Annotated in this window: 23 protein-coding genes; 10 read left to right on the plus strand and 13 right to left on the minus strand. The window is 74.1% G+C overall.

Features of this window, described 5'->3' with window-relative positions:
• Positions 1-43: 43 nt before the first annotated feature.
• The 3 genes from CXR04_RS08105 to CXR04_RS08115 all read right to left on the minus strand — a co-directional run bounded on the left by CXR04_RS08105 (position 44) and on the right by CXR04_RS08115 (position 4408).
• A complete protein-coding gene (locus CXR04_RS08105) occupies positions 44-1558 on the minus strand; it encodes a gamma-aminobutyraldehyde dehydrogenase (protein ID WP_101421185.1) in 1515 nt (504 codons plus the stop codon).
• A 106-nt stretch (positions 1559-1664) separates the two neighbouring features.
• The gene (locus CXR04_RS08110; RefSeq protein WP_101421186.1) at positions 1665-2789 is read right to left on the minus strand and encodes a hypothetical protein; all 1125 of its coding nucleotides are present in this window, start codon (positions 2787-2789) and stop codon (positions 1665-1667) included.
• A gap of 188 nt (positions 2790-2977) precedes the next feature.
• Complete coding sequence (locus CXR04_RS08115; RefSeq protein WP_101421187.1) at positions 2978-4408, minus strand: gamma-aminobutyraldehyde dehydrogenase; 1431 nt, start codon at positions 4406-4408, stop codon at positions 2978-2980.
• Positions 4409-4663: 255 nt separating this feature from the next.
• Between CXR04_RS08115 and CXR04_RS08120 the strand changes: the two genes are divergently transcribed.
• From CXR04_RS08120 to CXR04_RS08145, 6 genes are all read left to right on the plus strand, one after another.
• Positions 4664-5137, plus strand: coding sequence for an Lrp/AsnC family transcriptional regulator (locus CXR04_RS08120; protein ID WP_101426258.1), 474 nt, complete (start codon positions 4664-4666; stop codon positions 5135-5137).
• Entirely contained in the window at positions 5125-6537 is a 1413-nt protein-coding gene (locus CXR04_RS08125) for an aspartate aminotransferase family protein (RefSeq protein ID WP_442802362.1), read from the plus strand. Before CXR04_RS08120 ends, CXR04_RS08125 begins: the two co-directional genes overlap by 13 nt.
• A 178-nt stretch (positions 6538-6715) precedes the next feature.
• Complete coding sequence (locus CXR04_RS08130) at positions 6716-7534, plus strand: ABC transporter ATP-binding protein (protein WP_101421188.1); 819 nt, start codon at positions 6716-6718, stop codon at positions 7532-7534.
• On the plus strand, positions 7516-8733 hold the full coding sequence (locus CXR04_RS08135; protein ID WP_101421189.1) for a hypothetical protein: 1218 nt from the start codon (positions 7516-7518) through the stop codon (positions 8731-8733). The genes CXR04_RS08130 and CXR04_RS08135 overlap by 19 nt, the downstream gene beginning before the upstream one ends.
• Before the next feature lie 120 nt (positions 8734-8853).
• Positions 8854-10035 carry a serine hydrolase domain-containing protein gene (locus CXR04_RS08140; protein WP_101421190.1) on the plus strand — a complete coding sequence of 394 codons (1182 nt, stop codon included), beginning with the start codon at positions 8854-8856 and terminating at the stop codon, positions 10033-10035.
• Between the two features lie 9 nt (positions 10036-10044).
• Positions 10045-11148, plus strand: a complete 1104-nt coding sequence (locus tag CXR04_RS08145; protein ID WP_101421191.1) for an LOG family protein — start codon at positions 10045-10047, stop codon at positions 11146-11148.
• Here CXR04_RS08145 and CXR04_RS08150 read toward each other — a convergent pair.
• Together CXR04_RS08150 and CXR04_RS08155 are read right to left on the minus strand one after the other, a co-directional pair.
• Positions 11145-12434, minus strand: coding sequence for a sensor histidine kinase (locus CXR04_RS08150; RefSeq protein ID WP_101421192.1), 1290 nt, complete (start codon positions 12432-12434; stop codon positions 11145-11147). The two genes, CXR04_RS08145 and CXR04_RS08150, sit on opposite strands and share 4 nt — an antisense overlap.
• Entirely contained in the window at positions 12431-13087 is a 657-nt protein-coding gene (locus tag CXR04_RS08155; protein ID WP_101421193.1) for a response regulator transcription factor, read from the minus strand. The genes CXR04_RS08150 and CXR04_RS08155 overlap by 4 nt, the downstream gene beginning before the upstream one ends.
• 194 nt (positions 13088-13281) lie before the next feature.
• Between CXR04_RS08155 and CXR04_RS08160 the strand changes: the two genes are divergently transcribed.
• The 4 genes from CXR04_RS08160 to CXR04_RS08175 are packed head-to-tail and all read left to right on the plus strand — an operon-like array spanning position 13282 to position 16878.
• Entirely contained in the window at positions 13282-13830 is a 549-nt protein-coding gene (locus CXR04_RS08160; protein WP_101421194.1) for a hypothetical protein, read from the plus strand.
• Entirely contained in the window at positions 13827-14999 is a 1173-nt protein-coding gene (locus tag CXR04_RS08165; protein WP_101421195.1) for a peptidoglycan-binding protein, read from the plus strand. The genes CXR04_RS08160 and CXR04_RS08165 overlap by 4 nt, the downstream gene beginning before the upstream one ends.
• A complete protein-coding gene (locus CXR04_RS08170) occupies positions 14996-15667 on the plus strand; it encodes an ABC transporter ATP-binding protein (RefSeq protein ID WP_101421196.1) in 672 nt (223 codons plus the stop codon). The genes CXR04_RS08165 and CXR04_RS08170 overlap by 4 nt, the downstream gene beginning before the upstream one ends.
• A complete protein-coding gene (locus CXR04_RS08175) occupies positions 15664-16878 on the plus strand; it encodes an ABC transporter permease (protein WP_101421197.1) in 1215 nt (404 codons plus the stop codon). The genes CXR04_RS08170 and CXR04_RS08175 overlap by 4 nt, the downstream gene beginning before the upstream one ends.
• Before the next feature lie 241 nt (positions 16879-17119).
• Here the strand turns inward: CXR04_RS08175 and CXR04_RS08180 are convergent, their stop codons facing one another.
• The 8 genes from CXR04_RS08180 to tsf form a co-directional block, all read right to left on the minus strand.
• Positions 17120-18139 (minus strand): ABC transporter ATP-binding protein, encoded by a 1020-nt coding sequence (locus tag CXR04_RS08180; protein ID WP_101421198.1) that lies wholly within the window; start codon positions 18137-18139, stop codon positions 17120-17122.
• Positions 18139-19743 carry an ABC transporter permease gene (locus tag CXR04_RS08185; RefSeq protein WP_101421199.1) on the minus strand — a complete coding sequence of 535 codons (1605 nt, stop codon included), beginning with the start codon at positions 19741-19743 and terminating at the stop codon, positions 18139-18141. The genes CXR04_RS08180 and CXR04_RS08185 overlap by 1 nt, the downstream gene beginning before the upstream one ends.
• Before the next feature lie 110 nt (positions 19744-19853).
• A complete protein-coding gene (locus CXR04_RS08190; RefSeq protein WP_101421200.1) occupies positions 19854-20912 on the minus strand; it encodes a thiamine ABC transporter substrate-binding protein in 1059 nt (352 codons plus the stop codon).
• Between the two features lie 162 nt (positions 20913-21074).
• Positions 21075-22193: a 23S rRNA (adenine(2503)-C(2))-methyltransferase RlmN gene (rlmN, locus tag CXR04_RS08195; RefSeq protein WP_101421201.1), complete on the minus strand. Its 1119-nt coding sequence runs from the start codon at positions 22191-22193 to the stop codon at positions 21075-21077.
• A gap of 353 nt (positions 22194-22546) precedes the next feature.
• Entirely contained in the window at positions 22547-23476 is a 930-nt protein-coding gene (locus CXR04_RS08205) for a phosphatidate cytidylyltransferase (protein WP_101421203.1), read from the minus strand.
• A 71-nt stretch (positions 23477-23547) separates the two neighbouring features.
• Positions 23548-24105, minus strand: a complete 558-nt coding sequence (gene frr, locus CXR04_RS08210) for a ribosome recycling factor (RefSeq protein ID WP_047018345.1) — start codon at positions 24103-24105, stop codon at positions 23548-23550.
• A 98-nt stretch (positions 24106-24203) separates the two neighbouring features.
• Positions 24204-24995: a UMP kinase gene (gene pyrH, locus CXR04_RS08215; RefSeq protein WP_101421204.1), complete on the minus strand. Its 792-nt coding sequence runs from the start codon at positions 24993-24995 to the stop codon at positions 24204-24206.
• Between the two features lie 282 nt (positions 24996-25277).
• Positions 25278-26111, minus strand: coding sequence for a translation elongation factor Ts (gene tsf / locus CXR04_RS08220; RefSeq protein ID WP_101421205.1), 834 nt, complete (start codon positions 26109-26111; stop codon positions 25278-25280).
• Positions 26112-26143 lie beyond the last annotated feature (32 nt).

Raw genomic sequence — 26143 nt, forward strand, 5'->3', positions numbered from 1 at the left:
CGGGCGAGCGGTGCGCGGCGGGCGTACGCGGGCGCCGGGCGGCTCAGGGGGTGAACACGGTGCGGTGCCACTCCTTGCGCGCGGTCCCGGTGATGTCCTGCATCACGTGCTTGATCTGGGTGTACTCCTCGAAGGAGTACACGGACATGTCCTTGCCGAACCCGGAGGCTTTGTCACCCCCGTGCGGCATCTCGCTGATGATCGGGATGTGGTCGTTGAGCCACACGCAGCCGGCCCGGATCTCCCGGGCGGCGCGCGCGGTGCGGTAGACGTCGCGGCTCCAGGCGGAGGCGGCGAGTCCGTAGGGGGTGTCGTTGGCGAGCGCGATGCCCTCGTCGTCGGCGTCGAAGGGCAGCACGGTGAGCACGGGCCCGAAGACCTCGCTCTGCACGATCTCGCTGTCCTGCGCGGCGCCGGTGACGAGGGTGGGTGCGTAGTACGCGCCCTTGAGGTCCGGCGCCCGGCCGCCGGTGACGACGCGGGCGCCGGCGGCGCGGGCCCGGTCGACGAAGGCGGCGACGCGGTCGCGCTGGGCGTACGAGACGAGGGGGCCGAGGTCGGTCGCGGGGTCGAAGGGGTCGCCGAGCCGGACCCGGGCCATGAGCGCGGCGACGCCGTCGACGAAGGCGTCGTACAGCGGGCGCTGGACGTACGCCCGGGTGGCGGCGGTGCAGTCCTGGCCGGTGTTGATGAGCGCCCCGGCGACGGCGCCGTGCACGGCTGCTTCCAGGTCGGCGTCGTCGAAGACGACGAACGGGGCCTTCCCGCCCAGCTCCAGGTGCAGCCGCTTGACGCCGGCCCCCGCCGCGGCGGCGAGGGCCGCGACGCGGCGGCCGACGGCGGTGGAGCCGGTGAACGAGGTCATCGCCACGTCCGGGTGCGCGACGAGGTGTTCGCCGGCGTCGGGCCCGGCGCCGCAGACGACGTTGACGACCCCGGCGGGTATCCCGGCGCCGGCGGCGGCCTCGGCGAACATCAGCGAGGTCAGCGGCGTCAGCTCGCTGGGCTTCAGCACGATGGCGTTCCCGGCGGCGACGGCCGGCAGCACCTTCCAGGCGGCCATCTGCAGCGGGTAGTTCCACGGCGCGATGGAGCCGACGACGCCGACGGGCTCGCGGCGTACCGCCGAGGTGTGGCCGGCGCTGTACTCCCCGGCGGCCCTGCCCTCCGGCAGCCGGGCGGCGCCGGCGAAGAACGCGGCGTTGTCGACCGTGCCGGGAACGTCGAACTCCGTGCTGAGCCGGATCGGCTTGCCGCACTGCAGGCTCTCGGCGTACGCGAACTCCTCCGCCCGCTCCGCCAGCAGCCCCGCGAGCCGGTGCAACGCGTCGGAGCGCTCGCCGGGGGTCGCGGCGCCCCAGCCGGGCTGTGCCGCCGCGGCGGCGGCCACGGCGGCGTCGACGTCCGCGGGCCCGGCGAGTTCGTAGCGCAGAACCTCCGCACCGGTGGCCGGGTCCGTGACGGTCTGCGCGCGTCCGGACGTGCCGGGGACCAGGCGGCCGGCGACGAACTGCGCGCCGGGGGCGAAGCGTGCCGCCGCTTCGAGGCGAGGGGCCATCGAACCACTCCGGATGTCGTTTCGGCCGGGGTTGATGGCTGATCATGACAGGAGGTGCTATATCCGGCAAGGGATTCCGTCGTCTTCATTTGGAGAAGCGACGGAATCAGTCTTCCCAGGTGTTCTCGGTGACCATCGTCCAGTCCAGACAGCGGCGCTGGAAGTCCGCCTCCTCACCGAGCCGTACGAGCTGATCCATCCCGTACGCGCGCACCGGCCGCGCCATCCGCACCGGCCGCTCCCCCGCCCCGGCCGCCGCCCGGCCGCCGGCCGCCCGCTCCCGTACGGCGAGGACGCCCTGGCGCTGGAGCGCGCGGAAGACGGCGGGCAACGCGTCGGGCGGCAGCCGTTCGTCGGCGCAGACCTCGGTGGCGTCCGGGAGACGAAAGGTTCCCGGAAAGACGCTGCAGCGCGCCCACAGCAACTGCTCGGCGGGGGTGAGCAGGCGGTGCGTCCAGCGCAGCGAGGCCCGCAGCGAGCGCTGCCTGGCCGGCCAGCGGGGCTCCTCGACGGCCAGGTCGAGACAGCCCGCGGGGCGGGAGATGCGCTCCAGCAGCCGGTCGGGGCAGTGCCGGGCGAGCTGGGAGGCGGCGATCCTGGCCGCCAGCGGCAGGCCCTCCAGCAGGGCGCAGGTGGCGCGCAGCGCCTCGCGGTCGGCGTCGTCGTCGAGCATGGCGTGCGGGGCGAGGCTCTCCAGCAGCGCCACGGAGTCGGCGGGCGCCAGCGGCTCAAGCCGCAGGGTCGCCCCGCGCGGCCAGGGACGCCGCCGCGCTCCGCATCCGGCCGCGGCTCCCGCTCCGGCGACCGGGGCACCCGTGGCTCCGGGGCCGGCCGGGGGCGCCGTACCCGCGCCGGCGCCCAGCGGCACCCGGCTCGTGACCACCACCCGCAGCCCCGTCCGCTGCCGCAGCAGCGCCTCCAGTCCTTCGGCCACCGCCCCGGCGACGTGCTCGCAGGTGTCCACGAGCAGCACCGCGGCCCGCCGCCCGCTGTCCGGCAGCCGCCGCGCCGCCTCCGCCAGCCGCCGGTGCACCGCGGCCGGCTCGCGCACCGGCGCCATGTCGACGCGCAGCACCTCAGGGGCGGAACGCCCGCGGCCGAGACGGCCGATCGCCTCGGCCGCGAGCGCGCTCTTGCCGACCCCGCCGGGGCCGGTCACCGTCACCAGCCGCGTGTCACGTAAGAGTTCCCCGAGGCGTGCGGTGTCCGCCCGGCGCCCGATCAGCGTCATGTGGCCGTGCCCATCGTCGTCCAGGCTGGTCTGCTGTCCTGCCGTAGTCCGCGGAGTCCTCGTCGGCTCCGCGGGGATCAGCCTGCCCCGCGGACCGGCCCAGGACATCGGTAGCCCGCGCGGATCGGTATACGTATCCGCGCGGGCCTGGTCCGCGGCCTACCTAGGTAGGTGTGCGGGAGCCGCGCTCAGAGCGCGGTCATCACGTGCTTGACGCGGGTGTAGTCGTCGAAGCCGTACGACGAGAGGTCCTTGCCGTAGCCGGACTTCTTGAAGCCGCCGTGCGGCATCTCGGCGACCAGCGGGATGTGGGTGTTGATCCACACGCAGCCGAAGTCCAGCGCCTTCGACAGCCGCATCGCGCGGCCGTGGTCCTTGGTCCACACCGAGGAGGCCAGCGCGTACTGCACGCCGTTGGCGTAGGCCAGGGCCTGGTCCTCGTCGGTGAAGGACTGCACGGTGATGACGGGGCCGAAGACCTCGTTCTGGATGATCTCGTCGTCCTGCTTGAGTCCGGAGACGACGGTCGCGGCGTAGTAGTAGCCCTTGTCGCCGATCCGCCGGCCGCCGGCCTCGACGCGCGCGTGTGCGGGGAGCCGGTCGACGAAGCCGGCGACGCGCTCCAGTTGCGCGGCGTTGTTCAGCGGGCCGTAGAGCGCATCTGCCTCGCCGGGGCCGGTCTTGGTGCCGGCGGCGGCCTTGGCGAGGGCGGAGACGAACTCGTCGTGGACGGACTCGTGGACGAGTACGCGGGTGGCGGCGGTGCAGTCCTGGCCGGCGTTGAAGTAGCCGGCCACGGCGATGTCCTCGACGGCCTTGGGAAGGTCCGCGTCGTCGAAGACGATGACCGGCGCCTTGCCGCCCAGCTCCAGGTGCACCCGCTTGAGGTCCTTGGCCGCGCTGCCCGCGACCTCCATGCCGGCCCGGACCGAGCCGGTGATGGAGGCCATCGCGGGAACGGGGTGCTCGACCATCAGCCGGCCGGTGTCGCGGTCGCCGCAGACGACGTTGAAGACGCCCTTGGGCAGGATGCCGCCCATGATCTCGGCGAGCAGCACGGTGGCGGCGGGGGTGGTGTCGGAGGGCTTGAGGACCACCGTGTTGCCCGCGGCCAGCGCGGGGGCGAACTTCCAGATCGCCATCATCACGGGGTAGTTCCAGGGGGTGACCTGGGCGCAGACGCCGATCGGCTCACGGCGTACGTACGAGGTGAGGCCGTCCATGTACTCGCCGGCCGACCTGCCCTCCAGCATCCGGGCCGCACCGGCGAAGAACCGGATCTGGTCCAGCATCGCCGGCAGCTCCTCCTCGCGGGTGAGCTCCAGCGGCTTGCCGGTGTCCTTGCACTCGGTCTCCAGCAGCTCGTCCGCCCGCGCCTCCAGGGCGTCGGCGATCTTCAGCAGCGCCAGTTGCCTGGCCCCGGGGGTGGCGTCCCGCCAGCCGGGGAAGGCCGCCGCCGCGGCCTGCATGGCAGCGTCGACGTCGCCGGCGCCGGACAGGGGCGCGGTCGCGTAGACCTCCTCGGTGGCCGGGTCGACGACGTCCATGGTCCGGCCATCGGCGGCGTCCCGGAATTCTCCGTTGATGTAGTTGCGCAGACGGCGCGGTTCGCTGGTCACTGCGACCCTCCAGTAGTCGGTCCGCTGATGCGCCCCAGCCTAACGGCGGGAGATTTGCCCGTCACGAGGCGCCTGAACAGGAAGACTTCCGTCGCCGCCCGCGGCCTCGCCGACGCGGCCACTTTCCCGTCCTCGTACGAGATTGACAGCTCAAGCATCGCGTAACAAGCGAATCCATCGCTTGTACGCCATTCATCCACGGATTCAGTTTCCGGACCCTTGCGGCGGGCTCCGGCGCTCGGGCAGAGTGACAGCGTGGCCACACATGACAAGAAGCAGGCGGGCTCGGCGCTGGACGAGGTCTCGCTGAAGATCGTCGAGCAGTTGCAGCAGGACGGCCGCCGCTCGTACGCCGCCATAGGCAAGGCCGTCGGCCTGTCCGAGGCGGCCGTGCGCCAGCGGGTGCAGAAGCTGCTGGAGCAGGGCGTCATGCAGATCGTCGCCGTCACCGACCCGCTGACGGTCGGCTTCATGAGGCAGGCGATGATCGGCATCACCGTCGACGGCGACGTCGAGCCGGTCGCGGACGCGCTGGCCGGCCTCGACGAGGTCGACTACGTGGTGGTGACCGCCGGCTCCTTCGACCTGCTCGCCGAAGTCGTCTGCCACGACGACGCCCACCTGCTGGAGCTCATCAACAAGCGGATCCGGGCGCTGCCCGGCGTCCGCGCCACGGAGAGCTTCGTGTACCTGAAGCTGCGCAAGCAGACCTACTCGTGGGGAACCTGATAACCGTGAGCAAGGACAGCACCGCCGCATCCGGCGCCACCATCTCGGCCACCTCGAAGGCCGCGTACGACCACCTGTGGATGCACTTCACCAGGATGTCGTCGTACGAGAACGCCCCCGTGCCCACCATCGTCCGCGGCGACGGCGCGTACATCTACGACGAGACGGGCAAGCGCTACCTCGACGGCCTCGCCGGCCTGTTCGTGGTGCAGGCCGGACACGGCCGCACCGAGCTGGCCGAGGCCGCCGCCAAGCAGGCCGCGGAGCTGGCCTACTTCCCGATCTGGTCCTACGCCCACCCCAAGGCCGTCGAACTCGCCGAGCGGCTCGCGGCCGGCGCCCCCGGCGACCTGAACAAGGTGTTCTTCTCCACCGGCGGCGGCGAGGCGGTCGAGACCGCCTGGAAGCTGGCCAAGCAGTACTTCAAGCTCACCGGCCGGCCCGGCAAGTACAAGGTGATCTCCCGCGCCGTCGCCTACCACGGCACCCCGCAGGGCGCCCTGTCCATCACCGGCCTGCCGGGGCTCAAGGCCCCCTTCGAGCCGCTGGTCCCCGGCGCGTACAAGGTCGCGAACACCAACATCTACCGGGCGCCCCTGTACGGCGACGACCCGGAGGCGTTCGGCCGCTGGGCCGCCGACCAGATCGAGCAGCAGATCCTCTTCGAGGGCCCGGAGACGGTCGCCGCGGTGTTCCTGGAGCCGGTGCAGAACGCCGGCGGCTGCTTCCCGCCGCCGCCCGGGTACTTCGCGCGGGTGCGGGAGATCTGCGACACGTACGACGTCCTGCTCGTCTCCGACGAGGTCATCTGCGCCTTCGGCCGGCTGGGCCACATGTTCGGCTGCGACCGGTACGGCTACGTGCCCGACCTCATCACCTGTGCCAAGGGCATGACCTCCGGCTACTCGCCGCTCGCCGCCTGCCTGGTCTCCGACCGCGTCGCCGAGCCCTTCTACGCCGGCGGCAACACCTTCCCGCACGGCTACACCTTCGGCGGCCACCCCGTCTCCTGCGCGGTCGCCCTCGCCAACCTCGACATCTTCGAGCGCGAGGACCTCTACGGCCACGTACGTGCCAACGAGGAGGCGTTCCACGCCACCCTGCGCCGGCTGCTCGACCTGCCGATCGTCGGCGACGTGCGCGGCAGCGGCTTCTTCTACGGCATCGAGCTGGTGAAGGACAAGGCCACCAAGGAGACCTTCACGGCCGAGGAGACCGAGCGGGTCCTCTACGGCTTCCTCTCCAAGGCGCTCTTCGAGAACGGCCTGTACTGCCGCGCCGACGACCGCGGCGACCCGGTGGTGCAGCTCGCCCCGCCGCTCGTCGCCGACCAGGCGGTCTTCGACGAGGCGGAGCAGATCCTGCGGGGCGTCCTCACGGACGCCTGGGCGCAGCTCTGACGCCGCCCCTCCCGGGGCACGCGCCGGGGGTCCGTCCGTACGAGCGGACCCCCCGGCGCGCCGCCCGCCGCCTCACCTGCGGTTCCGCCGCCCCTTCCTAGGGTGCGAGTGACCGGAGCCCCGCCGTCCTCGTTCCACCACCGTGGGGACGCAAGGGACCCAGGGAAAGAGGTGTGCGATGACCGCGGCGACCACTCGGACCGCCCCACCCGACAACGACGTGCTGTGGGCCCGCTCCCTGCACTACGCCCACGGCGGCACCCCGGCGCTGGCCGGGGTCTCCCTGGGCGTCGCGCAGGGCGAGATCCTCGCCGTCACCGGGCCGCGCGGCAGCGGCAAGACGACGCTGCTGAAGTGCCTGTCCGGGCAACTGCTGCCGCAGCAGGGCGAGGTGTGGTTCAACAGCGGCCCCGTGCACACCCTGTCCGGCGGCGCCCGCGAGCGGCTGCGCCGGGACCGGTTCGGCTGGATCGGCACCCGCCCCGAGCTGGTCCCGGAGCTGACCGCCTGGGAGAACGCGGCGCTGCCGCTGCTGCTGGCCGGCGACTCGCACCGCGCGGCGCGGCGCGCGGCGCTGGAGTGGCTGGAGCGCCTCGACGCGGGCGACATCGCGCGCTGCCGGCCCGCGGTGCTGCCCCAGGTGCAGCGCCAGCGGATCGCCATCGCCCGCGCGCTGGTCGCCGGGCCCGACGTGGTCTTCGCCGACGAGCCGACCGCGCCGCTGCGGCGGGCGGAGGGGATGCAGGCGCTGCGTACGCTCGTGGCGGCGGCCCGCTCGCACGGGATCAGCGTCGTGCTCACCGGGCCGGAGGGCGACGCGGCCGTCACGGGGGCGGCGGACCGGACGTTCCCCCTGGTCGACGGGCGCCGGGCGAGCGGGGCGCGGACGGCCGCGGAGGCCGGGGAGTACGGAGACGGGGCGGCGGCTCCCGCGGGGGCTTCGGGGCCTGCGGGGGCGACGGAGAACTCGGAGGACTCGTGCTCAGTCTCCGCCTAGCCCGCGGCTCCCACCCGCTGGTCCTGCTGCGCCGGCTGCTCGTCGCGTGCGCCTCGGCCGGCGTCGGCTTCCTGCTGCTGACCGCCCTGGGCCACGCCTCGCCCGAGCAACTGCTGTGGTGCGCCGCGCCGCTGGCGGCCACCGTCCAGTTCGCGGTGGCCGTGGCCCGTACCGACCCGCACGCCAGGCCGTCGCAGGCGCTGTCCTCCGCGGGCTTCGGCCCGGCCACGGCGCCGGTGGTCGCCGCGGTGACGACGGCGGTGTCGTGTTTGCTGGGCAGCGCGCTGGCGCTGCTGTTCTTCCTGCATCTGCGCGGCGAGCTGTCGGGGCTGCCGTTCGACGGCGCCGCGGCCGCGCTCCTCGGCGCCGGCGGCCCGCTGCCCGTCGTCGGCGCGCTCACGCTGCTCGCCTGCGTACCGGCGCTGGCCGCGGCGGCGAGCGCGGCGAGCCTGCGCCCGCGGCGTACGGCCGCGCAGGGCTCCGCCGCGGCGGCGGCCCGGCTGCGGGCCCGGCGCGAGGCGGCAGACGCGACCGGGGTGGCCCTGGCCGCACCGCGGCCGGGCGGCGACGACCCGCCGGTCCCCGCCGACCTGCCGTGGGGCACCGCGCTGGCGACGACGGGCCTGGCCCTCGGCGCGTACGCGGGCAGCTTCGCGAGCGCCGGCGACGGCGCGGCGCTGAAGCTGCCGCTGCCCGGCGGCTCCGGCGACGCGGCGCCCGCGGTCGTCGCGAGCTGGGCGCTGATCGCGGCGGGCCTGATCCTCGCGGGCCCCGGCATCGTCCACCTGTGCGGCCGGCTGCTGTGCGCGCTGCGCCCTGGTGCGCTGCGGCTGCTCGCCGGGCGGGTGCTCCAGCAGGAGGCCCGCCGGGTGGGCCACCCGCTGGGCGCGCTGTGTGCGGTGGCGGCGGGCGGGGTGCTGTGCACGCTGGTGTGGCCGGACGGCGACGACGCCCGGTCGCTGGGCCCGTTGACGGTGCTGGGCGCGGCCCTGGTGGTGGGCTGCGCGGTGGCGACGGCGGGCATGGCGGCGCTGGAGTCCAAACGCGCCCGTACCCACGCCACCACGGCCCTGCTCCGCCTGGGCGCCTCCCCCCGCCTGCTGCGCCGCGCGGCGCTGCTCCGCACGACGGTCCTCCTGGCGGTCTTCGCCCCCCTCGCCCTGGCCCTGGGCGAACTGGCGTCACTGCCGCTGCGCTAGGGGTGCGGCGGACGGCCCTTCCTCCCCTGTGCGGGGGGCTCCCCCGTCCCCCGCGGGAGCGCCCGCGGTTCGCTCGGGCGCGTGACGACCCGGGGGGTGCCCGCTGCCTAGCCTCCCCGCATGACGACGTACGGAGACATCCGCGCCCGGCGCCTCCTCGCCGCCCTGCTCGGGCCGGTGCTGCTGGCGGCGCTGGCCGCGTGCGGGGCGGACCGCGACCGGGACGTGCGGGGCGACGGCGCAGCCGGGATACGGACGCAAGGCCGTGCCGGCGACCCGGCCACCGGTGCCGTGGAGAAGTACCTCGACGAGGTGTGGCCGGCAGACGCCCCCGGCACCGTCGTCGCCGCCCGCGGCGGCACGGCGGTGACCTGCTCGGGCCGCGGGCCCGCCGACCCCGGGACCGGTGCCCGCGCGGGCTGCGACACCGTGTACGACATCGCGTCGATGACCAAGCAGTTCACCGCCGCCGCGATCGTCAGGCTCCAGACCGAGGGGAAGCTGCGCGTCACCGACCCGCTCTCCCGCCACCTCGACGGCGTGCCCGCGGGCAAGCGCGGCATCACCCTGCACCACCTCCTCACCCACACCGCGGGACTGCCCGAGTCCCTCGGCGACGACTACGACCCGCTCTCCCGCGCCGAGTTGGTCTCCGGTGCCCTCGCCGCCCCGCTCCAGTCGCCGCCCGGCGAGCGCTACGCGTACTCCAACACCGGCTACAGCCTCCTCGCCGCCGTCGTGGAGGAGGCGTCCGGCACCGGCTACGAGACGTATCTCGCCGGCCACCTCTTCCGCCCCGCCGGCATGACCGCCACCGGCTACGTCCTCCCCGACTGGGACCGGGACCGTATCGCCGTCGAGTACGACCGCAAGGGCCGCCCGCAGGGCCGGCCGGTGGACCACCCCTGGGCGGATGACGGCCCGTACTGGAACCTCCGCGGCAACGGCGGCATGCTCTCCACCGCCCGCGACCTGCTCCGCTGGCACCGCGCCCTCCTCGGCGACCGCGTCCTGCCGGTGAAGGCACGGCACCTGCTCTTCAAGCGGTACGTCCCCGAAGGCGGCGGCGCCGATTCCTTCTACGGCTACGGCTGGAGCCTGCTCGACCTCGGCGGCGCCCCGGTCGCCACCCACGACGGCGGCAACGACCGGTCCTCGGGGCGCGTCGCCCGCTTCCTGGACGACGGCACGCTGGTCTTCTGGATCAGCAACGCCGCGACCCGCGCGGGCGCCTGGGATCTCCCCGCCCTGGACCGGGAGTTGACGACGGGAATCGCCGAACGGGTGCACCACGGCGCCTAGTGTGGGCGCATGCCGCACTCCCCTTTCGAGATCGAGTCCCTGGCCGAGTTCGACACCGCCGTCACCTCCGGTTCCATCAGCGGGTTCCGCGTGCAGTCCGTCGATCTGACGGACCGCACGCGGCTGCTGCTCACCGCCGACGTGCACGGCGCGGTGTTCCTCGGCTGCCCGATGGCCGAGGAGGCGGCGCACCGCGTGCAGCGCGACGGCGCGCTGGTCTTCCCCGTCGTGCCGGATCTGCCGTTCGATCCGTACCGGGGCGCGCTCTACACCCCGGACGAGCTGTTCGCGGGCCTGGCGCGGGGGTATGAGCAGACGCCGGACGCCCGCTCGTACGCCTGGTTCGAGCGCACCCGCGCCGAGCACGACATATTCGCCGCCGTCATACGCGGCATGCACGACGAGTCGATGTCCAACGCGCTGGACGAGCGGCTGCGCGCCTGCCGCCCCGTCGTCGGCGTCATGGGCGGGCACGCGCTGGAGCGCGGCGGCGAGGACTACGCGGGCGCGGCCCGGCTGGGCCGGGCGCTGGTGCGCGCCGGGTTCGACGTGGCCACGGGCGGCGGCCCCGGCGCGATGGAGGCGGCCAACCTGGGCGCGTACGCGGCGGAGTTCGACGACGCGATGCTGGCCGAGGCGGTGCGGATGCTGGGCAAGGCGCCGTCGTTCACGCCCTCGGTGGCCCAGTGGGCCGAGGCGGCGTTCGCGGTACGGGAGCGGTGGCCGGGCGGCGGCGACTCGATCGGCATCCCCACCTGGTTCTACGGCCACGAGCCGCCGAACGCCTTCGCGGGGCACATCGCGAAGTACTTCGCGAACGCGCTGCGCGAGGACGGGCTGCTGGCCCGCAGCACCGCGGGCGTGGTGTTCCTGCCGGGGGCGGCGGGCACGGTGCAGGAGATCTTCGACGCGGCGACGCCCAACTACTACGAGTCGCGCGGCGAGCCGCGGCCGATGGTGCTGGTGGGCCGCGCCCACTGGTCGGCGCGGCTGCCGGCGTGGCAGTTGCTGTCGGCGCTGGCGGACGGCCGGCCGATGGCGCCGCGGATCGCGCTGGTCGACGCGGTGGACGAGGCGCCGGAGGCGCTGCTGAAGATGGGCGCCGCCGGCTAGGACGCGGCCTGTGCGCGCTGCCCGGCGTGCTTTCCGGCTTCCTGCCCGGCGTGCCGTCCTGCGTCCGGGTCCGGCGGCAGCGTGACCGTCACCGTGAGCCCGCCGCCGTCGCGGGGGCGGGCGTCCGCGTCCCCGCCGTGGGCGCGCGCGACGGCCCGTACGATCGACAGCCCCAGCCCGGCCCCGCCGCCGGTGACCAGCCGGTCGGCGCCGAGGCGGCGGAACGGCTCGAAGAGGGCGGGGATCTCGTACGGGGGCACGGTGGGCCCGGTGTTGGCAACCCGGAGCCCGGCCCGGCCGCCCGGGCCGGTGCCGCAGGTGACGCGGACGTGCCCGCCCGCGCCGGAGTTGTGGCGGACGCCGTTCTCGACCAGGTTGTGCACCAGCCGCTCCAGCAGCAGCGCGTCGCCCGCGGTCCACGCCTCCGCGGTCTCCGCGGTCACCTCGATCCCGGCCTTCGCCGCCGCGGAAACGGCCTGGGCGACGACGTGGGTGACGATGTCGGCGAGGTCGACGGGGTGCCGTTCGGTGATCTCGTTCTCGGAGGAGGCCAGGAGCAGCAGCCCGCTGATGAGCCGCTCGTGGCGGGAGTTGATCTGCAGCAGGTCCTCGCCCAGCCGCCGGATGTCCGCGGAGGCGGCGGGCCGGTGCATCGCGGTCTCGACGAGGGCGCGGCCGAGGGTGAGCGGGGTGCGCAGCTCGTGGGAGGCGTTGGCGACGAAGCGGCGCTGGCCGTCGAAGGAGCGGTCGAGCCGTTCGACCATGGTGTCGAAGGTGTCGGCGAGTTCCTTGACCTCGTCGTCTGGGCCGGCGAGCGCGATGCGTTCGTGCAGCCCGCGGCCGGCGGCGGGGGCGTCGGCGATCCGCCGGGCGGTGTCGGTGACGCGGTGCAGCGGGGCGAGGACCCGGCCGGCGACGAGCCAGCCGGAGCCGGCCGCGGCGGCGCCGACGACGAGGAGGGCGATGCCGCCCTGGGTGAGGAGGGAGGTGCCCGCGGCGTCGCGCAGGACGTCCTCGCGGCTCTCCGTGAATCGCTGGTGTTCAGGCCCGGGTCCGGGACCGGCGTCGGGACCGGGGGCGCGGGCGGGGGTGCCCGTCGGTGCCGCGGAGGGTTCCGCGGAGCTGCTGCTGAAGGTGCCGCCGGCGCCGAGGCGGGCGTTGAACAGGACGTAGGTGAGGCCGAGGAGTACGGCGCCTGCGGCCAGGAACATGGCCCCGTAGACGAGCGTCAGCCGGGCGCGCAGGGTGAAGCGCCGCGGCCGGAGCGGGGTGCGCGGGCCGCTCATGGGATGCGGTATCCGACGCCGGTGACGGTCTCGACGACGGGCGGCTCGCCGAGCTTGCGGCGCAGCTTGAGCACCGCGAGGCGGACGGCGCCGGTGAAGGGGTCGGCGTGCTCGTCCCACGCCTTCTCCAGCAGGAGTTCCGCGGAGACCGGGGCGCCCTCCGCGCGGAGCAGTTCGGCGAGGACGGCGAACTCCTTGCGGGACAGGGGCACATAGCGCCCGTCGCGTACGACCTCGTGCCTGGCCGGGTCCAGGGCGATCCCGGCGCGGCGGAGCACGGGCGGCGCGGCGGGCCGGGCGCGGCGGCCGAGGGCGTGGACGCGGGCGGCGAGTTCGGGGAAGGCGAACGGCTTGGTGAGGTAGTCGTCGGCGCCGAGGCCGAGTCCCGCAACGCGGTCGGCGACGTCGGCGGAGGCGGTGAGCATCAGCACGCGCGCGGCCGAGCCGGAGCGGACGAGGCCGCGGCAGACGTCGTCGCCGTGGACGGCGGGCAGGTCGCGGTCGAGGACGACGACGTCGTAGTCGTGGACGGCGGCGCGCTCCAGCGCGGCGGCGCCGTCGTACGCGACGTCGACGGCGTGCGCCTCGGCGCGCAGCCACTCGCGGACCGCGGCGGCGAGCACCGGCTCGTCTTCGGCGACCAGCACCCTCATCGGCGGCCTCCCGTAGCTGGGTTCGAAGGCTCATGGTGGCGAACGACGCGTTTCCTCGCCGTTAGGAGACGGCGTGCGGAGTCGGGCGGGAGGCGGGCCCGTACGGCGGAAACGGCGGGGAAACGCGCCGCCGCGTTGCATCGGGCCGTACGGCGCGGGCGGCCCGGCCCGCGCCCCCGAAGAGGGAGACGACGATGCGACGACGTATGCGCACCGCGCTGGCGGCCCTGCCGCTGGCGCTCACCCTGGCCCTCGCGGGCTGCGGCTCCGGCGGCGGCGACGGGACGGTGGCGACGGCGGGCGGCGAGAAGAAGAAGGGCGGCGGGAAGGACCCGGTCGCGGACGACATGGACGAGCAGATGCTGCAGTTCGCGCGGTGCCTGCGGGAGAACGGTGTGGACGTCCCGGACCCGGAGCCCGGGCAGGGCGTGAACCTGAATATGGACGGCGTCGGCGAGGCGAAGGCGGAGCGCGCCATGGAGGCGTGCCGGGAGTACGACCCGGCGACCACGTCGAAGAACGACCCGATCAGCAAGGAGCTGGAGGAGAAGCTGCGCGCGTACTCCCGCTGCATGCGGAGCAACGGCGTGGCCGACTTCCCGGATCCGGTGCCGGGCGGCGGGCTGCAGATGGACGGCGCGATCGAGCGGGACCCGGACTACGACGGGGCGGCGAAGGCGTGCAAGAAGCTGATGCCGGCGGGCGAGGGCGAGAGCTCCACGAACGAGGTGGAGGGCGAATGACCGCGCGGCCCGCCACCGCCCGGCAGGAGCCGGGCCCCGGGAACCCGCCCGGGGAAGACCCACCCGCCGCGGACCCGCCTCCCTCGCGCCGCGGCCGGCACCGCCGCAGGCGGCGGCGGATCGCCGCCGGGGCGGTGTTCCTCGCCGCGACCGGCGGCGCCGCGGCGGCCGGACTCGGCCTCGGCGGCACCGGCGACCCGGCCGGTGCCGCGGACGGCGAACTGCCCCCGGCCACCGCCGAGGTGACCCGGGACACGCTGGTCGACACCCGCAGCGCCGACGCGGAGCTGGGCCATGGCCCGGCCACCGGCGCCGCCGCCCGCACCGGCGGCACGCTCACGCGACTGCCGCGCGCGGGCGCGCGGGTGGCCCGCGGCGAGGCGCTGTACGCGCTGGACGACGAGCCGGTGACCCTGCTGTACGGGGACCTGCCCGCGTACCGCGCGCTGGCACCCGGCACCGAGGGCACGGACGTGGCGCAACTGGAGCACAACCTGAGCGCACTCGGCTACACCGGCTTCACCGTGGACGACACGTACTCCGACGCCACGGCCGCCGCCGTCCGCGACTGGCAGGACGACCTGGGCGCCGAGTCAACGGGCCGGGTGGAGCCGGAGCAGGTGGTGTTCGCGCCGGGCCCGGTCGTCGTGGCGAGCGTCGACGCGCAGCGCGGGGACCTCGTCGCACCGGGCGCCGACGTCCTCACGTACACCGGCACCGCCGTGGCCGTCACCGCGGAACTGGACGTCGCGGACCGGCGGCTCGCGCGGCGGGGCGCGGAGGTGGGCGTGGAGCTGCCGGACGGGCGGACGGTGCGCGGCACGGTCGGGGAGGTGTCCGTACGGACCCGGCCGGCCGAGGGCGAGGAGGAGGCGCAGACGGTCGTGGAGGTCGTCGTCCGGCTGAAGGGCGCGGAGGCGCGGAAGGCGGCGTCCGCGTACGACGAGGCGGGCGTGCACGTCGACTTCACCGCGGGCCGCCGCGAGGACGTGCTGACGGTGCCGGTCGCGGCGCTGCTGGCGCTGGCGGAGGGCGGCTTCGGCGTGGAGGTGGTGGCGGACGGCACGACGCGGTACGTACCGGTGGAGACGGGCCTGTTCGCCGGCGGCCGGGTCGAGGTCTCGGGCCCGGGCCTGACGGCGGGCACGAAGGTGGGCGTGCCGCGGTGATCGAGCTGACGAACGTGACGAAGACCTACCCGGGCGGCGTCACCGCGCTCGCCGGGGTCTCCCTGCGCGTGGCCGCGGGCGAACTCGTCGCCGTCACCGGCCCTTCGGGGTCGGGGAAGTCGACGATGCTGCACGTCCTGGGCACCCTGGACCGCCCCACGTCGGGCGGGGTGCGGATCGCCGGGTACGACGTGGGCGCGCTGTCCGACGCCGGCCTGTCCGCGCTGCGCGCCCACCGGATCGGCTTCGTCTTCCAGCAGTTCCACCTCGCGGGCGGCACGTCGGCCCTCGACAACGTCGCCGACGGCCTCCTCTACACCGGCCTGCGCCCGGCGGAGCGCCGCCGCCGCGCGGAGCGGGTGCTGCACCGGGTGGGCCTGGGCCACCGCATGGAGCACCGGCCGCACGAACTGTCGGGCGGCGAGCGGCAGCGGGTCGCGGTGGCCCGCGCGGTGGCGGGGGACCCGCCGCTGCTGCTGGCGGACGAGCCGACGGGGGCGCTGGACACGGCGTCGGGCGCGGGGGTGGTGGAGCTGCTGCGGGAGCTGAACGGGGCGGGGACGACGGTGGTGGTGATCACGCACGAGCGGGAGCTGGCGGCGGCGCTGCCGCGGCAGGTGCGGTTGCGGGACGGCAGGCTGGAGCAGGAGGGGGCGATGACGAAGTGAAGGGGACGTCGGCCGAGGAGATACCGCCCGCGGGCCTCCGCCCGGGGGATGTGGTGCGCGGCGGGGCGGTGGGGCTGCGGACGCGGCCGCTGCGGGCGGTGCTGTCGGCGCTGGGGATCGCGATCGGGATCGCGGCGATGGTGGCGGTGGTGGGGATCTCGTCGAGTTCGCGGGCGGATCTGGACCGTACGCTCGCGTCGCTCGGCACGAACCTGCTGACGGTCTCGCCGGGCCGGACGATGAGCGGCGGGGAGGCGAAGCTGCCGGCGCGGGCGGAGTCCATGGTGGCCAGGATCGGCCCGGTGACGTCGGTGTCGGCGATCGGCCAGGTCCCGGACGCGCACGTCTACCGCACGGACCGGATCCCGGAGGCGGAGACGGGCGGTCTGGCCGCGTACGCGGTACGCACCGGCCTCCCGGCGACGACGGGCGCGCGGCTGCGTACCGGCACGTGGCTGAACGCGGCGACGGCGCGGTATCCGGCGGTGGTGCTGGGCGCGACGGCGGCGGAGCGGCTGGGCGTGGGCCGGGCGGCACCGGAGGTGCGGGTGCTGGTGGGCGGCGCGTGGTTCACGGTGGTGGGGATCCTGGAGCCGGCGCCGCTGGCACCGGAGCTGGACACCGGGGCGCTGGTGGGGTGGCGGGCGGCGAAGGACCGGCTGGGCTTCGACGGCCGGGCGACGACGGTCTACATGAGGTCGGCGGACGCGGCGGTGGAGGAGGTCCAGTCGGTGCTGGGCGCGACCGCGAACCCGGCGGCGCCGAACGAGGTGGAGGTCTCGCGCCCGTCGGACGCGCTGGCGGCGAAGCGCGCGGCGGGCGAGGCGTTCACGCGGCTGCTGCTGGGGGTGGGCGCGGTGGCGCTGCTGGTGGGCGGCGTGGGGGTGGCGAACACGATGGTCATCTCGGTGCTGGAACGCCGCGCGGAGATCGGCCTGCGCCGCGCCCTGGGCGCCACCCGGGGCCACATCCGCACGCAGTTCCTGGCGGAGTCGCTGCTGCTGTCGGCCCTGGGCGGTGCGGCGGGCGCGCTCCTGGGGGCGGGGGTGACGGCGTCGTACGCGGCGTCGCAGTCCTGGCCGCCGGTGATCCCGGCCTGGACCCTGGCAGGCGGTCTGGCAGCGACCCTGACAGTAGGCGCCCTGGCGGGCCTCTACCCAGCCCTCCACGCAAGCCGCCTCTCCCCGACAACGGCACTGGCAACGCCGTAGCGGGAGCTGGGGGGCGGGGGCACAGTCCGAGCAGGAAGGGCCCAGCCGGAGACGGCCCGGGACGCAGAACGAGGGGCCGTCGGGGCGCGGGGGTCCGGGGCGCAGCCCCGCGGGGGGCTCGGGGCGCAGCCCCTCGGGGGTCGGGGGCGCAGCCCCGCGGGGGGCTCGGGGGCGGAGCCCCTGAGGTTCGGGAAGGGGCGGGGTCGGGGAACAACCCCCGGCTCCGGCAGCCGCACCCGCCTCACCCCCCGAGCACCACCACCTCCGACGGGTCGAACTCCACGCCCACCCGGTCCCCCGCCTCCGGTGCGCCCCGCAGTGGCACCGATGACTCCAGCTCCGGTCCCGTGTCCGGTCGCAGCGTCAGCAGTACGTGGTCCCCCCGGAACGTCCGCCCCACCACCGCGCAGACCAGCCCCGTGCCCGAGGGGCCCACCCGCACCCCCGCCGGCCGTACCAGCAGCGGCCGCTCCCCCGACGCCCCGGAGTCGGCCACCCCCAGCCGCCCCCACGGCGTCTCCGCCGCCGAGCCGCGCACCGTCCCCCGTACCACGTTCGCAAACCCCAGGAACCGCGCCACGAACTCGTCGGCCGGCCGCTCCCACACCTCCACCGGCGTGCCGGTCTGCGCCACGCGCCCCTCCCGCATCACCACCACCCGGTCGGAGAGCGCGAACGCCTCCCCCTGGTCGTGCGTGACCGCCAGCACCGTCGTGCCCAGCCGCCCGAAGAGCCGCCGCAGCTCCACCACCAGCCGTTCCCGCAGCGAGCGGTCCAACTGCCCCAGCGGCTCGTCCAGCATCAGCAGTTGCGGCGACGGCGCCAGCGCCCGCGCCAGCGCCACCCGCTGCTGCTCCCCGCCCGACAGCGCCCCCACCGCGCGCCGTTGCGCCCCCGGCAGCCCGACGAGCGACAGCAGTTCCGCCACCCGCTCCCGGGCCGCCGCCCGCGAGGCCCCGTGCATGCGCAGCCCGAAGGACACGTTCCCGCCCACGTCCCGGTGCGGGAACAACTGCTGGTCCTGGAACATCAGCCCGACCCCCCGCCGGTGCGCCGGCACCCCGGCCAGATCCCGCCCGCCGAGCAGCACCCGCCCGCCCGCGACGGGCTGCAGTCCGGCCACCGCCCGCAGCAGCGTGGACTTGCCGCTGCCGCTGGGCCCGAGGACGCTGACGATCTCGTGGTCCGCGACGTCGAGGGCGATCCCGTCGACCGCGGCGCGGGCGCCGTAGCGCACGGTGACGTCGTCGAGTACGAGCATCAGAACTCTCCCGCCTGGTTCTTACGGACCCGTTCCAGCAGCAGCAGCGAGGCCGCGCACACCGCCATGAGGATGGTGCTCAGCGCCATCGCCTGCCCGTAGTTGGTCTCGCCGGCCCGGCCGAGGAGCCGCGCGACGGCGACGGGCAGCGTCGGCCGGTCGGGCCCGGCGATGAAGACGGTCGCCCCGAACTCGCCGAGGGAGACCGCGAACGCGAAGCCGGCGGCGACGAGCACCGCCCGCCGCACCAGTGGCAGGTCGACCTCCCGCCAGGCCCGCAGCGGTGACGCGCCGAGCACGGCGGCGGCCTCCCGCAGCCGGTCGTCGACGGCGCGCAGCACGGGCAGCATGGTCCGTACGACGAAGGGGACGCCGACCAGCGCCTGCGCGAGCGGCACGAGGATCCAGGAGGACCTGAGGTCCAGCGGCGGGCTGTCGAGGGCGATGAGGAAGCCGAAGCCGACGGTGACGGCGGAGGTGCCCAGCGGCAGCATCAGCAGCGCGTCGAAGCCGCGGACGAGGGGCCCGGCGCGGCGGGTGACGGCGGCCGCGGCGAGGCCGCCGACGACGACGGCGATGACGGTGGCGACGGCGGCGTAGGCGAGGGAGTTGCCGACGGCTTCCAGCGGCGGGACGGCGAACGTGCCGTCGCTCTCCTGGAGGGCGCGGTAGAAGCCGAGGCCGTGGCCGCCGGGGGTGGCGAAGGAGCGTTCGACGAGGACGGCGAGCGGCGCGAGGAGCAGCACGGCGACGACGGCGACGACGCCGCCGAGGAGGGCGCGTTCGCCGGCGCCGCGGGGGCGGCGGGCGGTGGTCTCGGGGGCGACGAGGCGCAGCGCCCTCTCCCGGCGGCGCACCGTCCAGGCGTGTACGGCGAGGACGGCGGCGACGGCGGCGAGCTGGAGGAGGGAGAGGACGGCGGCGGTGGGGAGGTCGAGGAAGTCGGCGGTCTGGCGGTAGATCTCCACTTCGAGGGTGGCGTAGGCGGGGCCGCCGAGGATCTGGATGACGCCGAAGGAGGTGAAGGTGAAGAGGAAGACCATGAGGGCCGCGGCGGCGACGGCGGGCCCGAGCGCGGGCAGCGTGACGTGCCGCCAGGCGGCGAGGCGGCCGGCGCCGAGGACGCGGGCGGCTTCTTCCTGGCGCGGGTCGAGCTGGGCCCACAGGCCGCCGACGGTCCGTACGACGACGGCGAAGTTGAAGAAGACGTGGGCGAGGAGGATGGCCCACACGGTGGTGTCCAGCCGTATGCCCCACCAGCCGTCGAGGACACCGCCGCGGCCGGTGAGCGCGAGGAAGGCGGAGCCGACGACGACGGTGGGCATCACGAACGGCACGGTGACCAGGGCGCGCAGCAGTTGCTTGCCGGGGAAGTCGAAGCGGGCGAAGACGTACGCGGCGGGCAGCGCGAGGACGAGGGTGAGCCCGGTGGAGGCGGCGGCCTGCCAGAGCGTGAACCACAGGACGCCGAGGACGTCGGGGTCGCCGAGGACACCGGGGATGCGGCCGAACTGCCAGCGGCCGCCGTCGCGCAGGCCGCGGGCGACGATGGCGCCGACGGGGTAGGCGAAGAAGACCGCGAAGAACGCGGCGGGGACGGCCATGAGCGCGAGCCGTCCGGCCGCCCCGCGTATCCGGCGGCGGCCCGCGCCCGTTGCCGTTCCCTTTGCCGATTCCGGTCTCGTGTCTCCCTTGCCGCGGCCCGCGGCCCGGGTCACTTCACGACCAGCGAGGTCCACGTCTTTATCCACTGCTCCCGGTTGTCGTCGATGGTCGGCGGGTTGAGGGAGTGGGGGCCGACGATCTCCTCGCCGTAGCGCAGGAACACCTCGGGCAGTTCGGTGTTCATGCGCACCGGGTGGACGAACATCTGCAGCGGCATGTCCTGCTGGAATTGCTCGCCGATGAGGAAGTCGATGAGGGCCTTGCCGCCTTCGGCGTTGCCGGCGTTGGCGAGCAGCCCGGCGAACTCGATCTGGCGGAAGCAGGTGCCGGTGGACACGCCGGTGGTGGCTTCCTTCGGCCGGGACTCCATGTCGAGGACGGGCGGGCTGGAGGCGTAGGAGACGACGAGCGGCTTGTCGCCCTTGCCGGCGCCGGAGAAGCGCTCGTAGTACGCCTGCTCCCAGCCGTCGACGACCTCGACGCCGTTGTCGCGCAGCTTGCTCCAGTAGTCCTCCCACCCGTCCTTGCTGTACTCGTCGACGGTGGCGAGGAGGAAGGCCAGGCCCGGGGAGGAGGTGGCGGCGTTCTCGGTGACGAGGAGGTCCTTGTAGCGGGGGTCGGCGAGGTCGTCGAAGCTCTGCGGCGGGTCGAGGTTCTTCTCCTCGAAGTACGCGCGGTCGTAGTTGACGCACACGTCGCCGTAGTCGACGGGGGTGACCCGGTGTTCACCGGCGTCGAGCTGGAGGATCTCCGGGATACGTTCCAGCCCCTTCGCCTCGTACGGCGTGAAGATCCCGTTGTCGAGGCCGCGGGAGAGCAGGGTGTTGTCGATGCCGAAGAAGACGTCGCCCTGGGGGTTGTCCTTGGACAGGACGGCCTGGTTGACGGCGGAACCGGCGTCCTTGCCCTTGAGGATGTCGACCGTGTACCCGGACTGCTTCTCGAACGCCTTCAGCACGTCGTCGGAGACGGCGAAGGAGTCGTGGGTGACGAGGGTGACGCTCTTGTCGCCCGCGCCGGACGCGGATCCGTCGCCGGAGTCCGAGCCGCAGGCGGCCAGGCCCAGGGCGAGGGACGCGGCCAGGGCGGTGGTGACGATGCGCTTCATCGGGCTGCTTTCGTGGCGGCGGGCAGCCCGGGCAGCAGCAGAGTCTCGACCGAACTTCCTACCCAGAATGACCTGGGCGAGGTTCGAGGGTCTGCGGCCTGGACGGTGCCGCACTCTCAGCGCTGCGAGCGCTCCCCTGTCGGTGTGTACATATGAACGGTATCAGGCGGGCGTGTCGGCCGCGGAGGCGGCGAGCTGCCCGCACGCGCCCTCGATCTCCTGGCCCCGGGTGTCCCGTACGGTCACGGGCACGCCGTGGGCCTCCAGGGCGGCGACGAACGCCCGCTCGTCCTCGGGCCGGGAGGCGGTCCACTTGGAGCCGGGGGTGGGGTTGAGCGGGATGAGGTTGACGTGCGCGCGGCGGCCCTTGAGGAGGCGGCCGAGGAGGTCGGCGCGCCATGCCTGGTCGTTGATGTCCCTGATCAGCGCGTACTCGATGGAGACGCGGCGGCCGGAGCGCGCGGCGTACTCCCAGGCGGCGTCGAGGACCTCGCGGACCTGCCAGCGGGTGTTGACGGGCACGAGGGTGTCGCGCAGCTCGTCGTCGGGCGCGTGCAGGGAGACGGCGAGCCGGCACTTCAGGCCCTCGTCGGCGAAGCGGAGCATGGCGGGCACGAGGCCGACGGTGGAGACGGTGATGCCGCGCTGGGAGAGCCCGAGGCCGTCGGGCTCGGGGTCGGTGAGGCGGCGGATGGCCGACAGCACGCGGTTGTAGTTCGCCAGCGGCTCGCCCATGCCCATGAAGACGATGTTGGACAGCCGCGCCGGGCCCCCGGGGACCTCGCCGTCGCGCAGGGCGCGCATGCCGTCGACGATCTGGTGGACGATCTCGGCGGTGGACAGGTTGCGGGTGAGCCCGGCCTGGCCGGTGGCGCAGAACGGGCAGTTCATGCCGCAGCCGGCCTGCGAGGAGATGCACATGGTGACGCGGTCCGGGTAGCGCATGAGCACCGACTCGACCAGCGTGCCGTCGAAGAGCCGCCACAGGGTCTTGCGGGTGGTGTCGCCGTCGCAGCTCAGATGCCGTACGACGGTCATCAGCTCGGGCAGCAGCCCCTCGGCGAGCTTCGCCCGGGACCCGGCCGGCACGTCGGTCCAGCCGGCCGGGTCGGTCGCGTAGCGCGCGAAGTAGTGGCGCGAGAGCTGCGCGGCACGGAACGGCTTCTCCCCCAGCTCGGCGACGGCGTCGCGGCGCTCGGCGGGGGTGAGGTCGGCTAGGTGCCGCGGCGGCTTCTTGGCACCACGGGGGACGGCGAAGGTGAGCTCTCCTGGCTTCGGCATAGCCGTACCAGTGTCGCAGACGTATTCACCCTCGCCCGCCTCATCCCCAAATGCCCTGATTCGTCGACAAGACCCCACTGGTCGGCGCCCCGTGCCCGTCGCCCGGGGGCGCCACACCCGCTCCGGGCGCCCCCGGGCCGTCCCCCGCCACCGCCGCGGCAGTGGCCACCGCCATGCCCCCGGTCGCCAGCAGCGCCACCGCCGTCGCGCGGGCCGCCATGCGCGTGATCCTCATCGAACTCCCCCTTGGGTCGCGGTCATCCGCACCACCGTGCCCACCCGCCCGGCGCGGCTCACAGGTGTTTCGACGCTCGCCGAAACTGCACGGACGACAGGGGAACGGAGCGGCCGGGTCAGCCCGCGCCGACGAAGATCACCATCAGCAGCCACACCACCGGCGCCGTCGGCAGCAGCGAGTCCAGCCGGTCCATGATCCCGCCGTGGCCGGGCAGCAGCGTGCCCATGTCCTTGATGCCGAGGTCCCGTTTGATCATCGACTCGGCGAGGTCGCCGAGCGTCGCCGAGGCGGCTGCCGCGGCGCCCAGCAGGAGGCCCTGCCACCAGCGGCCGTCGTCGATGAGCAGTTCCATGCACACCGCGCCCGCCGCCATCGCGAAGGCCAGCGCGCCGCCCAGGCCCTCGCGGGTCTTGCCGGGGCTGATGCGCGGGGCGAGTTTGTTGCGGCCGAGTTTGTAGCCCACGGCGTACGCGCCGGTGTCGCTGATCACCGTGAGGATCAGGAACGTCAGCACCCGCTGCGGCCCGTCGTCGTCCGCGGCGAGCATCAGCGCGACGAAGGAGGCGAGGAACGGCACGTAGAACGCGGCGAAGACGCCGGCGGTGACGTCGCGGAGGTAGTCCTCCGCGGGGCCGGTCAGCCGCCAGACGGGGACGGCGAGGGCGGTGAGCGCGAGGGCCGCCCCGGCGCCCTCGGCGCCGCGCGCGTACCCGGCGATGACCATGGCGATGCCGCCGAGCACCAGCGGCACCAGCGGCGTGCGGATGCCGCGGCACTCCGCCAGCCGCGACGTCAGCTCCCACAGCCCGACCGCCACCGCGACGACGATGACGCCGAGGAAGAGCACTTTCACGACGAAGAGCGTGGCCAGCACGATGGCGCCGAGGCCGAGCCCGACGCCTATGGCCGCGCCGAGGTCCCGGCCGCCGCGGCGCCGCTTGGGGGCGGGCGGCGGCGGGGTGGAGGGATCGCCCGGGGCGCCGGATCCCCCGGAGGGACCTGGGGAGGGTTCGTCGGCAGGGGCATCGCCGGACACGATGGGCATGCGCGGAGTCTGCGCCCTTTCACCCCCGCCGTACACGGGACCCGCCGGGGCCCCCCTGGAGGAGTCGTTCATCAGACCTCGAGCAGCTCTGCTTCCTTGTGCTTGAGCAGCTCGTCGACCTGGGCCACGTACTTGTGGGTGGTGTCGTCGAGCTCCTTCTCGCCGCGGCGGCCCTCGTCCTCACCGATCTCGCCGTCCTTGACGGCCTTGTCGATGGTCTCCTTGGCCTTGCGGCGTACGGAGCGGATGGCGATCCGCGCGTCCTCGCCCTTGGCCCTGGCGACCTTGATGAACTCCTTGCGGCGCTCCTCGGTGAGCTGCGGGAAGACCACCCGGATGATGTTGCCGTCGTTGGAGGGGTTAACGCCGAGGTCGGAGTCGCGGATCGCCTGCTCGATGTTGCGCAGGGCGCTCTTGTCGAACGGGGTCACCACCGCCATCCGCGGCTCCGGCACCGAGAACGACGCCAGTTGGTTGATGGGGGTCTGGGCCCCGTAGTAATCCGCCGTGATCTTGTTGAACATCGCCGGATGCGCCCGCCCGGTGCGGATCGCGGCGAGGTCCTCCTTGGCGACCACGACGGCCTTCTCCATCTTCTCCTCGGCTTCGAGGAGGGTCTCTTCGATCACCACTGGCTCCTGGTCTCATCCGTGAGCGGAACGGGAGTGCCCCCGTCCGCCCGTACCATGCCTGCACGGTGTCCGACCGGCAGGCCGTTGTCCATCCCTCAGACCCGGCTGCCGTGCGCGCTCACGAGCGTACCGATCTTCTCACCCCGCACCGCCCGGGCGATGTTGCCCTCCTTCAGCAGCTCGAAGACGAGGATGGGCAGTTCGTTGTCACGGCACAGGGTGACGGCCGTGGCGTCGGCGACCTTGAGATCACGGGTGATGACCTCGCCGTATCCGAGCGCGTCGAACTTCACCGCGTCGGGGTTCTTCTTGGGGTCGGCGTCGTAAACCCCGTCGACGCCGTTCTTGCCCATGAGCAGGGCCTCGGCGTGGATCTCCAGCGCGCGCTGCGCGGCGGTGGTGTCCGTGGAGAAGTACGGCATGCCCATCCCGGCGCCGAAGATGACGACGCGGCCCTTCTGCATGTGCCGGATGGCGCGCAGCGGGATGTACGGCTCGGCGACCTGGCCCATCGTGATCGCCGTCTGCACCCGGGAGTCGATGCCTTCCTTCTCCAGGAAGTCTTGCAGGGCAAGGCAGTTCATGACCGTGCCGAGCATGCCCATGTAGTCGGAGCGGGCCCGGTCCATGCCGCGCTGCTGCAGTTCGGCGCCGCGGAAGAAGTTGCCGCCGCCGATCACCACCGCGATCTCGTACCCGTCGCGGACGACGGCCGCGACCTCGCGGGCGATGGCGTGTACGACGTCCGGGTCGACGCCGAGGTCCCCGCCGCCGGAGAACGCCTCGCCGGACAGCTTCAGCAGGAAGCGCGAGCTGTCCCTCTTCGTATGGTGCCCGTGGTCCGCCTTTTCGTGGTGGCCGTGGTCCGCGTCGGCGTCCTCGTTCATGAAGTCTCCTCGTGCGCATGCGAAGGAGGCCATCGCCGTGGGGTTCTCATCCACCCATTCCCGGCAATGGCCTCCTCGTCACTTCCGCGGCCCGGCGGCGGTCTCCCGCACCGGCCCGCAACAACTCAACCCGACCCTAGCGGGGCCGGTGGCCGTTCGCCGTACACCGTGCGCGCCTTACGCCGCGGCGACCCGCCCAGAGGCGCGTCGGATCGCGGCGCGCGCCGTCCGGTCGCGCTTGCGCGCGCCGGGCGGCACGGTGCACTCCGGTCGCGCCGGCGCTCAGGCGCCGACGCGAATGCGTGCGAAGCGGATCACCTGCGCGCCCGCCTCGCCGAGCACCTTCTGCACCGACTTCTTCGGGTCCTTGGCGAACGGCTGGTCCAGCAGCACGTTCTCCTTGAAGAAGCCGTTCACACGACCCTCGACGATCTTCGGCAGGGCGGCCTCCGGCTTGCCCTCCTCGCGGGAGGTGGCCTCGGCGACGCGGCGCTCGTTCTCCACCGTGTCGGCCGGGACCTCGTCGCGGGTCAGCCAGCGCGGGCTGAAGGCGGCGATGTGCTGCGCCACCTCCTTGGCCGTCTGCGGGTCGGCCTTGTCCAGCTCGACGAGCACGCCGACCTGCGGGGGCAGGTCCGGCATGGTGCGGTGCATGTACGTGCCCACGTAGGCGCCCTCGAAGCGCGCGAAGCGGTCGAGGACGATCTTCTCGCCGAGGGTGGCGTTGGCCTCGTCCACGTACGTCTGGACGGTCTTGCCGTCGATCTCGGAGGCGAGCAGCGCCTCCAGGTCGGCCGGCTTGCTGGCCGCGACGTGCTCGGCGAGGGCGTTGGCGACGGCGATGAACTTGTCGCCCTTGGCGACGAAGTCGGTCTCGCACTTCAGCTCCAGCAGGACGCCGGAGGAGTTGTCGTCGGCGATCAGGGAGACGACTGCGCCGTTCTCGGCGGAGCGGCCCTCACGCTTGGCGACGCCCTTCTGGCCCTTGACGCGGAGCAGCTCCACGGCCTTGTCGACGTCGCCCTCGGCCTCTTCCAGCGCCTTCTTGCAGTCCATCATGCCGGCGCCGGTGAGCTCCCGGAGCTTCTTGACGTCGGCGGCGGTGAAGTTCGCCATGATTCGGTGGTTTTCTCTTCTCGACGGGTGAC

The organism is Streptomyces sp. CMB-StM0423, from assembly GCF_002847285.1.
GTDB lineage: Bacteria > Actinomycetota > Actinomycetes > Streptomycetales > Streptomycetaceae > Streptomyces.